This is a genomic window from Salipiger sp. HF18 (assembly GCF_011806505.1).
Lineage (GTDB): Bacteria > Pseudomonadota > Alphaproteobacteria > Rhodobacterales > Rhodobacteraceae > Salipiger > Salipiger thiooxidans.
Genome location: NZ_JAATOS010000069.1, coordinates 1 through 14712 on the forward strand (window position 1 = coordinate 1; position 14712 = coordinate 14712).

The window sequence follows — 14712 nt, forward strand, 5'->3', positions numbered from 1 at the left end:
AGGCGATGGAGGAACGGCAGGTTACGGTGGCGGGCACCACCCACCGGATGGAGCCGCTGTTCATGGTCATGGCCACCCAGAACCCCATCGAGCAGGAGGGCACCTACCCGCTGCCCGAGGCGCAGATGGACCGCTTCCTCATGCACGTGAACATCACCTACCCACCTGTCGAGGACGAGGTCGAGGTCATCCGCCTCGTCCGCTCCGAGGAGATCGCGGCGCAGGCGCCCGCGGACGGCGCCCGTGTCGGGCCCCGCGCTCCGGCCCCACAGAAGGCGGTGTGCGCCGCCCGCCGCGAGATCGCCGCCCTGCCCGTCGCCCCGGCGATGGAGCGCTACATCGCCAATCTGGTCAACGCCACCCGCGTGCCCGGGCAGTTCGGCGACGACCTGAAGCGCTGGATCGAGGTCGGCGCCAGCCCGCGCGCCTCGTTGGCGCTCGACAAGTGCGGGCGCACCCACGCATGGCTCGCCGGTCGCGACTACGTCGACCCAGAGGACATCCGCGCCGTGGTCGCCGACGTGCTGCGCCACAGGCTGGGCCTCAGCTACGAGGCGCAGGGAGAAGGGGTCAGCCCCGACGCGGTGGTGGCCGAGATCGTCCGGCAGGTGGCCCTGCCCTGAGACGCCACCCCGGCGGTTGACCCGACCGCTGGCCCGACCACCTGAAGGGGGGAGAAGATGAAGGACCGCGCCGCCCGCATCCGCACCGGAACCCTGCCGAAGACCCGGCAGGCGTCGGAGGATCCGCGCATCCACGCGAGTCTCGCGCATCTGCGCAGCCTCGAGGGTCCGGCGCGCGGGCTCAGCTTCCTGCCGCGCCAGCCGGCGCAATCCGTGCTGAACGGCCGCCATGCCTCGCGGCTGCGCGGGCGCGGGCTCAACTTCGAGGAGCTGCGCGACTACCTGCCCGGCGACGACGTGCGCGCCATCGACTGGAAGGTCACCGCCCGCACCGGCGCGCCGCACGTGCGGGTGATGACCGAGGAACGCGACCGCCCCGCCCTGCTGGTGGTCGACCAGCGCATGTCGATGTTCTTCGGCACGCGGCACAACATGAAGTCGGTGACCGCCGCCGAGGCCGCCGCGATGACCGCCTTCCGCATCCTGGACCAGGGCGACCGGGTGGGCGGCATCGTCTTCGGCGACGAGGTGCTGGCCGAGATCCGTCCGCAGCGCAGCCGCGCGGCGCTCAACCGCTTCCTCACCGCGCTGGCCGATGCCAGCGCGCTGCTGCACGCCGAGGCCCCCAACGTGACGCCCATCGGGCTCACGCAGGTGCTGCGCTCGGTGGCGCGCATTGCCCCGCGCAACCACCTGATCGTGGTGCTGAGCGATTTCGACGGCATCGACGCCGAGACCGAGCGCGTGGTGGCGGCGCTGGCACGGCACAACGACCTGATCCTGGTGCCGGTCACCGATCCCAGCGCGGGCGAGCTGCCCCCGGGCCTGCGCCTCATCGTCACCGACGGCGCGCTGCAGGCCGAGATCGACACGGGCTCCGCCGGCGCCCGGCAGGGGCTGGCCGAGATGTCACGTGGCCGGATCCGCGAGGTGCTCGACTGGCAGCGCCGCTTCGGCGTCGCGATCCTGCCGCTCTCCGCCGGAGAAGAGACCCTGCCGCAGATGCGCCGCCTGATGGGGCTCGGGCCGCGATGACCGACGAGGACGCCCCGGAAACCGCCGAAAGCCTCGTCGCGCTCATCGACCTGCTGGTCGAGCCGGCGCCGCCCGTTCCGGTGCCGCTGACGCCGCAGACATGGGGCTGGGCGGCGCTCGCAGTGCTGCTGCTGGCGCTTGTGGCTTGGGGGCTCTGGCGCTGGCTGGCGCAGCGCCGTGTCAACGCCTACCGCCGCGCCGCGCTGGCCGATCTCGGCACCGCCGCCACCACCGCCGAGCTCGCCGAGATCCTGCGCCGCGCCGCGCTGGCCGCATGGCCGCGCACGGAGGTCGCGGCGCTCGCGGGTGCCGACTGGACCCGCTTCCTCGACCGCACCGGCAAGGGCGGATTTCCTGCCGCCGCGGGCGAGGAACTGCGCCGCGCCACCTATCGCGACACCGGGACCGCGCCCTCGCCCGAGCTGCGCGCCGCCGCAGGCCGGTGGCTGCGCAGCCACCGCGCCGGGCCCCCTGTCGCGGGGGCGCCGTCATGATCCAGCTCGCCGCGCCCTGGATGCTGCTCCTGCTGCCGCTGCCGCTGCTGGTCTGGAAGCTGTTCCCGCCCCACCGCGAGCAGGAGGACGCCCTGCGCTTTCCCTTCTTCCGTCGCATCGCCGAGGCCGCGGGCGCCGCCCCCCGCGCCGGTGCCGTGGTGCTGTCGCGTCCGAAGGTCTCGGTGATCGCGGCGTCGCTCTGCTGGGTCCTCGTGGTGCTGGCACTGGCCCGGCCCGAGCGGCTTGGCGCGCCGGTCACCATCGAGACTGCCGCGCGCGACGTGGTGCTCGCCATCGACATCTCGGGCTCCATGGACAGCCGCGCTTTCACCGCCCCCGACGGCACCCGCAAGCAACGCCTCGCCGGGGTGCGCGACGTGGTGCGCGGCTTCGTCGAGGGCCGGGACGGCGACCGCATGGCACTGATCGTCTTCGGTTCGGCGGCCTACCTGCAGGCGCCGCTGACCGCCGATCTCGACGCCATCCTCGCCCTGCTCGACCGGACCGAGGTCGGCATGGCCGGGCCGCACACGGCGCTCGGCGATTCCATCGGCCTCGCCATCCGCACCTTCGAAAGCAGCGAGATCGACCAGCGCCTGCTGATCCTGCTGTCTGACGGGTCCGACACCGCCAGCCGGATGGACCCGGTCAACGCCGCCGAGATCGCCGCCGGGCGCGACGTCGAGATCTTCACCGTGGGCGTCGGCGATCCCGATGCCACCGGCGAGAACCGCGTCGACCTCGACACGCTGCGCGCCATCGCCGACCGGACCGGCGGCGCTTATTTCTTCGCCGCCGACGAGGCCGCGCTGACCGCGGTCTACGAACGCATCGACGCGCTCGCCCCGCGCGAGACCGAGACGCTTTCATTCCGCCCGCGCCGGTCGCTGTCGTGGCTGCCGCTGGGGCTCGCCGCGCTGGTGGGCCTTGCCTCGCTGGCGCTGCTGCGGCTGCGCAAGGGGCGCGCCCGTGCGCGACGCGACACCGGGGCGGCGGCATGAGCGATCTGGCGTTCGTCCTCGAGGCCTTCCGCTTCCTGCGCCCGCTCTGGCTGCTGCTGATCCCGCTGGTGCTGCTGCTCTGGTGGTCGGTGCGCCGCGCCGACCGGCGCAAGCCGATGCTGGCCGAGGCCATCGCCCCCCACCTGCGCGAGGCGCTCACCATCGGGCGCCGCGGCCGGCGCAGACTGGCGCCGGTGGACAGCGTCGCCCTGATGCTGGTGCTCGCGGCCATCGGCGCCGCCGGGCCCACGTGGTCACGCCAGCCCGACCCCTTCGCCGCCCAGTCCGCCCCCGCCGTGGTCGTGCTCGAGGTCACCGACAGCATGGAGGCCAGCGACGTCGCGCCCACGCGGCTCGAGCGTGGCAAGCAGAAGACCCGTGATTTCCTTGACCTGCGTGCCGGCGCGCGCACCGCGCTGGTGGCCTATGCCGGCACCGCCCACGCGGTGCTGCCGATGACCGAGGATCCGCAGGTCATGGTCCCCTATCTTGAAGGCCTCTCGCCGCGGGTCATGCCGCGCGAGGGCGCCCGCGCCGCCGAGGCGCTGCAGCTCGCGCAATCGCTTCTGGCCTCCGAGGCCAGCACCGGCGGCATCCTCTTCGTGAGCGACGGCATCGACGCGGCGGACGTCGCGGCGCTGAACGCCAGCCCGCAGCCGGTGGCGGTGCTGGCGATGCTGCCCGAAGGCACGCGCGACCGGGGCATCGACGCGCTGTCGGTGCCGGTGGTGACGGTGACGGCGGATGCGGGCGACGTGCGCCAGCTGGACGCGCTGCTGAACGCCGCCTACCGCCGCGCCCAGCTCGAGGAATCCGAGCAGCCGTGGGACGACCGCGCGCATTGGCTGGCCTGGCCCGCGGCGCTGATCCTGCTGCTCTGGTTCCGCCGCGGCTGGACCATGCGGTGGGCCGTGCTGGCCGTGCTGGCGCTGCTGCCCGGCGCCGAGGGTGCCCGCGCCGAGGGCATCGCCGACTGGTTCCTGACGCCGGACCAGCAGGGCCGGCTCGCCTACGAGAAACGCGACTACGAGCGCGCCGCCGAGCTGTTCACCGATCCGCTCTGGCGCGGCTATGCGCTTTACAAGGACGGCCAGTACAAGGCCGCCATCGAGGTGCTCGACCGGGTCGAGACCGCGCAGGCGGCGATGGTTCAGGGCATCGCGCAGATCAAGTCGCAGAGCTACCGCGACGGCGTGCGCGCCTTCGAGACCGCCCTCGCACGCGACCCGGACTACCCCGGCGCTGCCGAGAACCTCGCGACCGCCAAGCGCATCGTCTCCTACATCGAGACGCTTCAGGAGGGATCCGACACCGGTGAGGACACCGGCATCGGTGCCGACGAAGAGGTCTACGACAACGAAAGCGGCAGCGGCGAGGAGACCGAGCGCCCCGCCACGGCGGGCGCCGCGATGCTCACCGCGGACCAGTGGATGACCACGGTGGACAGCCGCACCGACGAGTTCCTGCGGCTGCGCTTCGCGCTGGAGGCGTCGCAGCCAGCACCCCCGCAGGAGGGCACAGAGCCATGATCCGCGCAGCGCTTCTCGTGCTTGCCCTGCTCCTGCCGCTGCGGCTTGCGGCGCAGGAGGAGGCGCTCGCCCCGCAGCTTCTGGTGGAGTTCCCCGAGACCGAGGCCATCCCCGGCCAGTTCCTGAACCTGCGTCTCACGGTGCTGGTGCCGACCTTCATGCCGAAGCCGCCGCAGTGGCCGGGCTTCGAGGCGCCGAACCTGATCGTTCGGCTGCCCGAGGGTTCAACCAATCCGACCTCGAAGCGGGTGAACGGCGAGACATGGTCCGGGATCACCCGCCGCTACCGCATCGCACCGATGGTGCCGGGCGACTTCACCCTGCCGCCCCAGCAGGTGCAGATCACCTACCGCAACCCCGAGGGCCTCGACGATCTGACCGCTACCCTGACGACCGGGGCCATCGTCTTCTCCGGCATCCTGCCCGAGGGGGCCGAGGGGCTCGACCCGTTCCTCGCCGCCTCGGATCTGGTGCTGACACAGGAGATCGAGGGCACGCCCGAGGCCATGGTGCCCGGCGACAGCCTGTCGCTGCGGCTGGTGGCCGGGGTCGAGGGCGTCTCGCCGATGTTCCTGCCGCCGCTGCTGCCGCGGGTCGCGCTCGAGGGGCTGGCGGCCTATCCCGACGAGCCGCAGCTGGCCGAGACGGACGACCGCGGCGTGCTGAGCGGCACCCGCACCGAAAGCGTGACCTACGTGGCCGAGGCCGGCGGCGGCGGCACCGTCCCGGCCGTCGATCTGCAGTGGTACGACATCGACGACGGCACCGTGAAGACCGCCTCGGTCGGGCCGGTCACGCTGCAGGTGGACGGACCTCGGGCAACGGGCGCCGCGCCGCTCGACCTGCGCCGCCTCCTGCTTCTTGGGCTGGCCGTCGTGGTGGGGCTGGCGGTGGTGATCGCACTGCTGCGGCGGGCACTGCCGGTGCTTGCCCTCCGTCGCGAAGAGCACAGGGCCCGGATGCTGGCCTCAGAGGGCCACGCCTGGCAACAGCTCTCGCAGGCGGTAGCCCGGCGCGACGACGCGGCGCTGCGCCCGGCGCTCGACCTCTGGGCCTCACGCTGCGACGGCGCCGACCTGCGACGCACGCCGGCGGTACAGAACGCCCTGCTGGCGCTCGGGGCGGCGTGCTATGGCAGGGGCGAAACCAAGGCCCCAGCCGCCTGGGCAGCGCTTGACACGGCGCTGAGGGAGGCGCGCGGCAGGCTGCGGCGCCATCGCGACACGGCGCCCCTGCCCCCGCTCAACCCGGGCCACGCGGGCTAGGATCAGCGCGGGCTTTCGGGGAACCGCGCCCGGGTGCGGTTGGCGAAGGCTACCAGCGACAGCATCACCGGGACCTCGACCAGAACGCCCACCACCGTGGCCAGCGCCGCGCCCGAGTTCAGCCCGAAGAGCGAGATCGCGACGGCGACCGCCAGCTCGAAGAAGTTCGACGTGCCGATCATCGCGCAGGGCGCCGCGATCCGGTGCGGCACTTTCAGGACCCATGCCGCGCCATAGGCCAGCGCGAAGATGCCGTAGCTCTGGATCAGGATCGGCACCGCGATCAGCGCGATCACCAGCGGCCGCGCAAGGATCACCTCACCCTGCAGCCCGAAGAGGATCGCCACGGTCGCCACGAGCCCCACCATCGAGAGAGGCTTCACCCGCGCTGAGAACGCCGCGATGGCCGCCTCCGAGCCCAGCAGCCGGCGCGTCAGAAGCCCGGCGAGCAGCGGCAGCAGCACGTAAAGCACGGTGGCCAGCACCAGCGTGCTCCACGGCACGGTGATCTCGGTCACGCCCAGCAGGAAGGCCACGATGGGCGCGAAGGCCACCACCATGATGAGGTCGTTCACCGACACCTGCACCAGCGTGTAGGTGGCGTCGCCCCGGGTGAGCTGCGACCACACGAAGACCATGGCGGTGCAGGGCGCGGCGCCCAGCAGGATCAGCCCGGCCGTGTATTGCGCCGCATCCTCGGGCGCGATCCACGGCGCGAAGACATGGTCGAAGAACAGCACCGCCAGCAGCGCCATGGTGAAGGGCTTGACCAGCCAGTTCACCGCAAGCGTCACCAGCAGGCCCTTGGGCTGTCGCGCCACCCCGGCGACGGCGCCGAAATCGACGCCCACCATCATCGGGTAGACCATGGCCCAGATCAGCACCGCCACCACGAGGTTGATCGACGCCACCTCGGCCGCGGCAACCGCCCCCATCAAGCCCGGCGCCACCAGCCCGAGCGCGATGCCGCCCACCATCGCCAGCGCGACCCAGAGCGTCAGGAACCGTTCGAAGCGGCCCATCGGGGCGGGCGCGGTGCAGGATGCGTCGGACATGGCGGAACCTCACGGGCGGGCGGCGGCGGACGCTCGCTGATGTTTCGTCATTTCGGGGATTCCCGAAGTGAGAACTCAGCTAGCCGACGCCCCCTCCGCTTGTCAAGTTTCGTCATTTCGGGCAGGCTCGAAATATGAACAAGACCACCGCCATCGACGCCTTCTCGGCCCTCGCCCACGACACGCGGCTGTCGATCTTCCAGCTGCTGGTCACCCGCGGCCCCGGGGGCACCCCGGCGATGGAGGTGGCACGGCTGCTCGGCGCCAAGCCCTCGACGCTGTCGGGCCATCTCGCCACGCTCAGGCGCGCCGGCCTCGTGCGCGCCACCCGGCAGCAGCGCGAGATCCTCTACGCGGCGAACCTCGACACGGTGAGCGGGCTCGTCACCTTCCTGCTGCGCGATTGCTGCAAGGGCACCGGCACCGAGTGTCTCGACCTCTCGGCGCTGCTGCCCGACCGCGGCGCCTGCTGACGCCGCGGGGCCCCGGGCCGGATCAGACCGGCACCAGCCGTCCCTCGTCCAGCCGCACCTGACGGTCCATGCGCGAGGCCAGCTCGAGGTTGTGCGTCGCGATCACCGCGCAGAGCCCGGTCTCGCGCACGAGGCTCATCAGCGCCCCGAACACCGTGTCAGAGGTTGCGGGATCGAGATTCCCCGTAGGCTCGTCCGCCAGCAGCAGCTTCGGCGTGTTGGCCATGGCCCGGCAGAAGGCCACCCGCTGCTGTTCGCCCCCCGACAGCGCCGCCGGCCGATGCTCGGCCCGGCTCTCGACGCCGACGCTGGCAAGCAGCGCCCGGGCGCGCTCTTCCGCGGCCGCGCGGGCGGTGCCGTTGGCGAGCTGCGGCAGCACGATGTTCTCGAGCGCGGTGAACTCGGGCAACAGGTGGTGGAACTGGTAGACGAACCCCACCTCCTGCCGCCGCAGGATGGTGCGGCGCCGGTCCGAGGCCGCCCCCAGCGCCTCGCCCGCGATGGCGACCTCGCCCCGGTCGGCGGTGTCCAGCAGGCCCGCGATGTGCAGCAGCGTCGACTTGCCCGCCCCGGAGGGCGCCACCAGCGCCACGACCTCGCCGCGACCGACGGTCAGGTCCGCGCCGCGCAGCACGGCCACCTCGTTGGGACGGCCGGGGTTGTAGCGTTTCTCGATGCCCTCGAGGTGCAGGATTTCCTCATTCATAGCGCAGCGCCTCCACGGGGTTCATCCGCGCCGCACGGCGGGCGGGAAAGATCGTCACGACGAAGGACAGCCCAAGCGAGAGCGCCATGGCGCTGAGCACGTCGCCGAATTGCAGCTTGGCGGGCAGCGAGTAGATGCCGCGCACCGCCGGATCCCAGACCCCGCCACCCGCGACGTAGTTCACAAACGAGAAGATCGGATCGATGTAGATGGCGAAGAGACAGCCGAGGATCACCCCCAGCAGCGTGCCCAGCACCCCGGTGAAGGCGCCGCAGATGAAGAACACCCGCAGCACCGAGCCCTCGGTCAGCCCCATGGTGCGCAGGATGCCGATGTCGCGCCCCTTGTTCTTGACCAGCATGATCAGCCCCGAGACGATGTTCATGGTGGCGATCAGCACCAGCACCGAGAGGATCACGAACATCACGTTGTCCTCGACCTCGAGCGCCCGGAGAAACGCCCCCGACGCATCCTGCCAGGTCCAGATCAGCGCGCCCTGCCCGGCCGCCTGCTGCACGCCGAGCGCGATGTCCTCGACATGCTCCGGGTCCTCGGTCATCACCTCGAGCTCGTCGGCGACACCCTCGCGGTTGAAATAGAGCTGCGCCTCCTCGAAGGGCATGTAGGCGCGGGTCCGGTCGATGTCGTAACGCCCGGCGGTGAAGATGTAGACGACCTCGTAGCTCACCACGCGCGGTGACACCCCGAAGGCGGTCTTCACCCCGTCGGGGGAGATCAGCCGCACCTCGTCGCCGACGCCGACGCCAAGCTCGCGCGCCACGCCCGAACCGATGGCGATGCCCTCGTCGAAGCGCGCGATGTCGCCCTGCCCGGTCTCGGGATCGGCGATGCGCGGGATCGCGGCAAGGTCGTCGGCGGCGATGCCGAAGACCTCGACCCCGGCGTTGCGGCCGTTGGCGGTGCCCATGACCTGCCCCTTCACCAGCGGCGCCACGCGGGTCACCCCCGGCACCTCCGCCACCCGCTCGGCGCGCTGGGTGTAGTCGGGGAAGGTGCGCACCACCCGGCCGAACTCGTCCTCGCGGCTCTGGGCGTAGACGGTCACGTGGGCGTTGGCGCCTAGGATGGTGTCGACGAACTCGGCCCGGAAGCCCGAGCGCACCGACAGCGTGGCGATCAGCGCGAAGACCGCGAGGGTGATGCCCACGAGGCTGATCCAGGTCATCACGCTGACCCCGCCCTCGGCGCGGCGGGCGCGGAGATAGCGCCAGGCGATCATCCACTCGAAGGGGGCGAAGGGGGGCGGTGTGCTGGCCATGCGGGACGGCGCCTTTCGGTTCATCTGCTCGCGGCGGAAACTGGCGCGTCTCCCCCATGCGGTCAAGGCAAAGCCCGTTGAAAACGACCGGTACGCCGATATACTCGCGCCATGTTGCGCTGGACCCGACTCACCGAACGGCAGATCCGCAAGGCCGAAGCCGAGGGCAAGCTCTCGGGCCTCGAGGGCGAGGGCAAACCGCTGCCCGACCGCTCCGCCGAGGCGCATCTCGACGCGGGCGAGGCGGTGGGCTTCCGGATGATGGCCGAGGCCGGCGCCCTCCCCGAGGAGATCCGGCTCAAGGCACAGCTCGACGCCGCCCGCACCGACTGGCAGGCCGCCAGCGATCCCGTCGAGAAGAAACGCCACATGGCCCGCATCGCCGACCTGCAGATGCGCCACGAGATCGCCCGCGACGCCCGCCGCAAGTTCCTGCGCTGACCCCGCCGCGCGACAGGGCCCACCGACACGGCGCGCGCGCCACCCTCCAACTTGCCAGGCAAACGCCGGGGAGTCTGCCGCGGGCAGACGGGGCAGAGCGCCTGTTCCCTCACCACCCGGCGCAAACCCCCTCTCCCCTTCCCACCAACGACAAGGTCCGCCTGCCAAGCGCGATCCCCGCCCTTCATCTTGCCAAATAAACTCCGGGGAGGCTGCCGCAGGCAGACGGGGCAGAGCCCCTCTTCCATCCCCACCGGGCGCAGCCTCCCTCTCCCCTTCCCACACCCCCGCCCCAACCGATCTTCCCCGCTCACCCCCCATCACCTGCCATTGCGCTTGACCGCCTAAGCACCGGCGCAGTAGGGATTTCCTCCATGACAGGACCGCGCTTTCCCGACCTCATCGCCAGCCTTCCCGCAACCGTGCCCTTCGTGGGGCCCGAGGAACTCGAGCGCGCGCAGGGCTTTGCCTTCCGCGCACGGCTCGGCGCCAACGAGAGCGTCTTCGGCCCCTCGCCCCGCGCCGTCGAGGCGATGCGGGCGGCCGATGCGGAGATCTGGAAATACGCCGACCCCAGCCATCTCGCGCTCAAGACCGAACTGGCGGGACGACTTGGCTGCGGCCCTGCCAACATCGTCTTCGGCGAAGGCATCGACGGGCTGCTGGGCTATCTCGTGCGTCTGCTGGTCTCGCCCGGCGACGCGGTGGTGACTTCGGACGGCGCCTATCCGACCTTCAATTTCCACGTCTCCGGCTTCGGCGGCGTGCTGCACAAGGTCCCCTACCGCGACGACGCCGAGGATATCGCGGCGCTCTTCGCGCGGGCGGCCGAGGTCGATGCCAAGATCGTCTACCTCGCCAATCCCGACAACCCGATGGGAAGTTGCCACCCGGGCCAGGCGATCGAGGAGGCGCTGCCGCTCTTGCCCGAGGGCTGCGTGCTGGCGCTCGACGAAGCCTATATCGAGTTCGCCCCCGAGGGCACGGCGCCCGTCATCGCGATCGACCACCCCCGCGTCGTCCGGTTCCGCACCTTCTCCAAGGCTTATGGCATGGCCGGCGCGCGGGTGGGCTACGCCTTCGGTGACGCGCCGCTGATCGGCGCCTTCGACAAGATCCGAAACCACTTCGCCATGAACCGCGCGGCACAGGCCGGCGCGCTGGCGGCGCTGTGTGACGACGCATGGCTCGACGGGGTGCGCGGCAAGGTCTCGGCAGCGCGCGAACGCATCGCCCGGATCGCCGCCGACAACGGGCTGAGCGCTTTGCCCTCGGCCACCAATTTCGTCGCGGTCGACTGCGGCAAGGACGGCCCCCATGCCCGTGCCGTGCTGCAGGCGCTGGCCCGGCGCGGCGTCTTCGTGCGCATGCCCTTCGTGGCACCGCAGGACCGCTGCATCCGCATCAGCGCCGGCACCGAGGCGGATCTCGACATTCTCGCCGAGGCGCTTCCCGAGGCGCTGGCGGAGCTGCGCGAAGCAACGGATTGAACGAATTCGGAGCCTCGGGAGTTACCCTTCCGAAAGGCTTCCGCGGCAAGGCTCGGCACGTAGGGTCCGCGCGTCGCGCGCCTTCGGACCCCGTTCCCTTTCGCGAGGATGCCCCGTCATGGACGACCAGACCCGCCAACCGGCACCGGACTACACCAGCTCAGCGCTCTTCTTCATCTTCATCAACATGCTGTGGATCTTCGGCGTGATCTGGGTGCACTGGGGGCTGGGTGCCGTGGCCATCGCCGGCGTCGGCGTCAATCACCTGATCACCATGCTCGACGACCGCATCAAGCGCGACGCCACCGCCCCGGACCGCTGAGCGGCGACGTCGCGGGCAGGTCCTCCCCGCCCACGACGCGTGTTCGCGCGCACCCGGCCCCGGCAAACGGTCAGGCGCCGCCGATCACCTCCGCCGCCGCCGCGACACCGCCGCGGCCGTGCGGCACGCCGAGCGCCTGAAGCCCCGCCTCGATCACGCCGAGCGCACCGAGGATCATGTGCGCGTTGACGTGGCCCATGTGCCCGATCCGGAAGAAGCCGGTGCCGGCGGGATCGTCGGGCTCGGACATGCCGAGGCCGATGCCCAGCGTCAGCCCGGCACGGCTGTCGGTCCATTCCCGCAGCTGCGCACCGTAGGGCGCCCCGATGCGCAGCGCCGACACTGCGTGGCTGCGCAGCGCCGGATCGGCGATGTTCATCGACATCGGCCCTTCCGAGCCCCAGACGTCGACCGCCGCCCAGACCGCACGGGCCAGCGTCTCGTGCCGCCTCCAGATCGCCTCGAGCCCCTCCTCGCGGATCATGTCGAGCGCGACGCGCAGCCCGTAGAGGTGATGCGCGGGCGCGGTGCCGCCGAAATACTGGTAGAAGAACTCTGGGGTCGCGCGCGGCGTCCAGTCCCAGTACCGGCTGACCCGCTTCATCGCGGCCCGGCGCTCGGCCGCGCGGTCGTTGAAGAAGACGAAGGCCATGCCCGGCGGCACCATCAGGCCCTTCTGCGAGCCCGCCACCATCACGTCGGCGCCCCAGGCGTCCATCTCGAAGCGGTCGCAGGCGAGCGAGGCGATGCAGTCCACCATCAGCAGCGCCGGGTGGCCGGTCTCGTCGAGCACGCGGCGCACCGCGGCGACGTCGTTGCGGACCGAGGTCGCGGTGTCCACGTGGGTCACCAGCACCGCCTTCAGCGCGTGTTCGGTGTCGGCGGCCAGCGCCTCGGCGATGCGGGCCGGGTCCAGCGGCCCCTTGCGGCCGAATTCGATCACCTGCGGCTCGATGCCGAGACCCGTCGCCATGTCCGCCCAGCCATGGCCGAACCGCCCGGTGGCCGCTACCAGGATCCGGTCGCCTTCGGCCACCACGTTCGACAGCGCAGCCTCCCAGGCGCCGTGACCGTTGGCGATGTAGATGGCGACGTGCCCCTCTGTCTGCGCGACATATTTCAGGTCGGGCACCATGCCGCGCACCATCTCGACAAGCTCGCCCTCGTAGATGTTGGGCGATGCGCGGTGCATGGCGCGCAGCACTGCATCGGGCATGACGGACGGGCCGGGAATGGCCAGGTAGGGGCGGCCGTGAGCTAGCGACATGGAAGACTCCGTGAAACAGGCCCCTTGAAATGACGGCCCGAGCGCCAAACTATCCGCAGTCGCGGCGGCGTCAATCCGCCCCGCGGCTTGCCACGCGGGGGCAAGGTCACTAAACCCGCGATTGACTTCCGTGGAGACGACATGCTGACGCAGCTTTGGGAAAAGATCGAGAATGCCGAGCGGCGCCTGCGCCGGTCCTTCGGCAAGGACATCTCGACGCCGGGATCGCGGGCGCTCTCCACTTTCCATTACCATCTGTTCGACCACGCCTGGCTGCGCACGGTGTGGACGAACTTCTGGGAGATCGCGCCCGGCGTCTGGCGGTCGAACCACCCCACCCACCGGCGGTTCGAGAAATATGCCAAGATGGGCATCAAGACGGTCATCACCCTGCGCGGCGAGGAGAAATTCTCGCACTACCTCTTCGAGAAGGAGAGCTGCGAGGCGCTGGGGCTCAAGCTCGAGCACGCCAAGCTCTGGGCCCGGATGGCGCCCAAGCGCGCCCGCATCCTGCATCTGATCGAGACCATGCGCACCGTCGAGCGTCCGATGATGTTCCACTGCAAGTCCGGCGCCGACCGCGCGGGCTTTGCCTCGGCGGTCTACCTTATGGTGTTCGAGGGCGTGCCGGTCGAAGAGGCACGCAAGCAGCTCGGACTGAAGTATATCCACCTGGAATTCACCAAGACCGGGATCCAGGGCTACATCCTCGACACATACGCGGCGCGCAACCGGCGCGAGCCCATCGGCTTCGAGGACTGGATCGCCACCGAATACGACGCCCGGAAACTGCAGGCGGGCTTCGACGCCAAGCGCCCGCCGGAAGAGCTGGCGTGACCAAGGCGCCGCCCAACGCGAAGGGGCTCTTCGTCTGGCTCTGGTGGGGATACCTCTGGAAGCATCGCTGGCTGCTGGCCATCGCGCTGATCTTCATGTCGATCGAAGGCTCTATGTTCGGGCTGCTCAGCTACATGATGAAGCCGATGTTCGACCAGGTCTTCGTTGGCGGCAACGCCGGCGCGCTGTGGTGGGTCGGGCTGGTGATCTTCGGCAGCTTCCTGGTGCGCGCCACAGCGAGTGTGGTGCAGAAGGTGCTGCTGACCCGGATCTCGGAAGAGACCGTGGGCGACATCCGCAACGACCTGCTACGCCACCTGATGACCCTCGACGGCAGTTTCCACCAGGCCCACGGGCCGGGCTACCTGATGCAGCGGGTCGAGGGCGACGTGGGCCAGATCAGCAAGGTCTGGCGCATCATCATCACCGGCGCCGGGCGTGACGTCATCGCGCTGGTGTCCCTCTTCGCCGTGGCGCTGGGGATCGACTGGCACTGGACGCTGGTGGCGCTCGTCGGCGCCCCGCTCATGGTGCTGCCTTCGATCCTTGTGCAGCGTTACGTGCGTGGCAATGCCCGCAAGGCGCGCGACATCGCGGCAGGGCTGTCGGTGCGGCTCAACGAGGTGTTCCACGGCATCGTCCCGGTCAAGCTCAACCGGCTTGAAGACTATCAGGCGGCGCGCTATCGCAAGCTGACCGACGACCGGATCACGGCCGAGACCCGCTCGGCGCTTGGGCAGAGCTCGATTCCCGGACTCATCGACATTATGGCGGGCATCGGCTTCCTCGGCGTGTTGTTCTACGGCGGCAGCGAGATCATCGCCGGCACCAAGACCCCCGGCGGGTTCATGGCCCTTTTTCCCCCCCCCCCGCCCGCCCTCCCGCCCCCCCGCCC

Annotated in this window: 16 protein-coding genes; 12 read left to right on the forward strand and 4 right to left on the reverse strand. The window is 70.8% G+C overall.

What is annotated here, in order from left to right; genetic code table 11:
- The 6 genes from HC022_RS08915 to HC022_RS08940 form a co-directional block, all read left to right on the forward strand.
- On the forward strand, positions 1–623 hold a 623-nt coding region (locus HC022_RS08915), incomplete at its 5' end, for a MoxR family ATPase (protein ID WP_167452182.1).
- A 57-nt stretch (positions 624–680) separates the two neighbouring features.
- A complete protein-coding gene (locus HC022_RS08920; protein WP_167452183.1) occupies positions 681–1658 on the forward strand; it encodes a DUF58 domain-containing protein in 978 nt (325 codons plus the stop codon).
- Positions 1655–2152, forward strand: coding sequence for a DUF4381 domain-containing protein (locus HC022_RS08925; RefSeq protein WP_167452184.1), 498 nt, complete (start codon positions 1655–1657; stop codon positions 2150–2152). The genes HC022_RS08920 and HC022_RS08925 overlap by 4 nt, the downstream gene beginning before the upstream one ends.
- Complete coding sequence (locus tag HC022_RS08930; RefSeq protein WP_167452185.1) at positions 2149–3153, forward strand: VWA domain-containing protein; 1005 nt, start codon at positions 2149–2151, stop codon at positions 3151–3153. The genes HC022_RS08925 and HC022_RS08930 overlap by 4 nt, the downstream gene beginning before the upstream one ends.
- A complete protein-coding gene (locus HC022_RS08935) occupies positions 3150–4682 on the forward strand; it encodes a VWA domain-containing protein (protein WP_167452186.1) in 1533 nt (510 codons plus the stop codon). Before HC022_RS08930 ends, HC022_RS08935 begins: the two co-directional genes overlap by 4 nt.
- The gene (locus tag HC022_RS08940; protein ID WP_167452187.1) at positions 4679–5947 is read left to right on the forward strand and encodes a BatD family protein; all 1269 of its coding nucleotides are present in this window, start codon (positions 4679–4681) and stop codon (positions 5945–5947) included. Before HC022_RS08935 ends, HC022_RS08940 begins: the two co-directional genes overlap by 4 nt.
- Before the next feature lie 2 nt (positions 5948–5949).
- On the opposite strand, the gene arsB is transcribed toward HC022_RS08940, so the two are convergent.
- Positions 5950–7002, reverse strand: coding sequence for an ACR3 family arsenite efflux transporter (gene arsB / locus HC022_RS08945; RefSeq protein WP_167452188.1), 1053 nt, complete (start codon positions 7000–7002; stop codon positions 5950–5952).
- A gap of 134 nt (positions 7003–7136) precedes the next feature.
- Here arsB and HC022_RS08950 point away from each other — a divergent pair, with 134 nt between their 5' ends.
- Positions 7137–7475: a helix-turn-helix transcriptional regulator gene (locus HC022_RS08950; protein ID WP_008884445.1), complete on the forward strand. Its 339-nt coding sequence runs from the start codon at positions 7137–7139 to the stop codon at positions 7473–7475.
- A gap of 22 nt (positions 7476–7497) precedes the next feature.
- Here HC022_RS08950 and HC022_RS08955 read toward each other — a convergent pair whose 3' ends face one another.
- Positions 7498–8181, reverse strand: coding sequence for an ABC transporter ATP-binding protein (locus tag HC022_RS08955; RefSeq protein ID WP_167452189.1), 684 nt, complete (start codon positions 8179–8181; stop codon positions 7498–7500).
- Positions 8174–9460: a lipoprotein-releasing ABC transporter permease subunit gene (locus HC022_RS08960; protein ID WP_089954002.1), complete on the reverse strand. Its 1287-nt coding sequence runs from the start codon at positions 9458–9460 to the stop codon at positions 8174–8176. The genes HC022_RS08955 and HC022_RS08960 overlap by 8 nt, the downstream gene beginning before the upstream one ends.
- Before the next feature lie 111 nt (positions 9461–9571).
- On the opposite strand from HC022_RS08960, the gene HC022_RS08965 reads away from it, so the two are divergent.
- From HC022_RS08965 to HC022_RS08975, 3 genes are all read left to right on the forward strand, one after another.
- A complete protein-coding gene (locus tag HC022_RS08965; protein ID WP_167452190.1) occupies positions 9572–9901 on the forward strand; it encodes a DUF1992 domain-containing protein in 330 nt (109 codons plus the stop codon).
- A 374-nt stretch (positions 9902–10275) separates the two neighbouring features.
- Complete coding sequence (locus HC022_RS08970) at positions 10276–11391, forward strand: pyridoxal phosphate-dependent aminotransferase (protein ID WP_167452191.1); 1116 nt, start codon at positions 10276–10278, stop codon at positions 11389–11391.
- Positions 11392–11509: 118 nt separating this feature from the next.
- Complete coding sequence (locus tag HC022_RS08975) at positions 11510–11713, forward strand: hypothetical protein (RefSeq protein WP_008886262.1); 204 nt, start codon at positions 11510–11512, stop codon at positions 11711–11713.
- 70 nt (positions 11714–11783) lie between these two features.
- Here the strand turns inward: HC022_RS08975 and HC022_RS08980 are convergent, their stop codons facing one another.
- Complete coding sequence (locus tag HC022_RS08980) at positions 11784–12980, reverse strand: alanine--glyoxylate aminotransferase family protein (RefSeq protein ID WP_167452192.1); 1197 nt, start codon at positions 12978–12980, stop codon at positions 11784–11786.
- A 141-nt stretch (positions 12981–13121) separates the two neighbouring features.
- Between HC022_RS08980 and HC022_RS08985 the strand changes: the two genes are divergently transcribed.
- Together HC022_RS08985 and HC022_RS08990 are read left to right on the forward strand one after the other, a co-directional pair.
- On the forward strand, positions 13122–13817 hold the full coding sequence (locus HC022_RS08985) for a tyrosine-protein phosphatase (protein ID WP_008885122.1): 696 nt from the start codon (positions 13122–13124) through the stop codon (positions 13815–13817).
- A partial coding sequence (locus HC022_RS08990; RefSeq protein WP_368484637.1) for an ABC transporter transmembrane domain-containing protein occupies positions 13814–14712 on the forward strand: 899 nt, incomplete at its 3' end. The genes HC022_RS08985 and HC022_RS08990, both read left to right, overlap by 4 nt.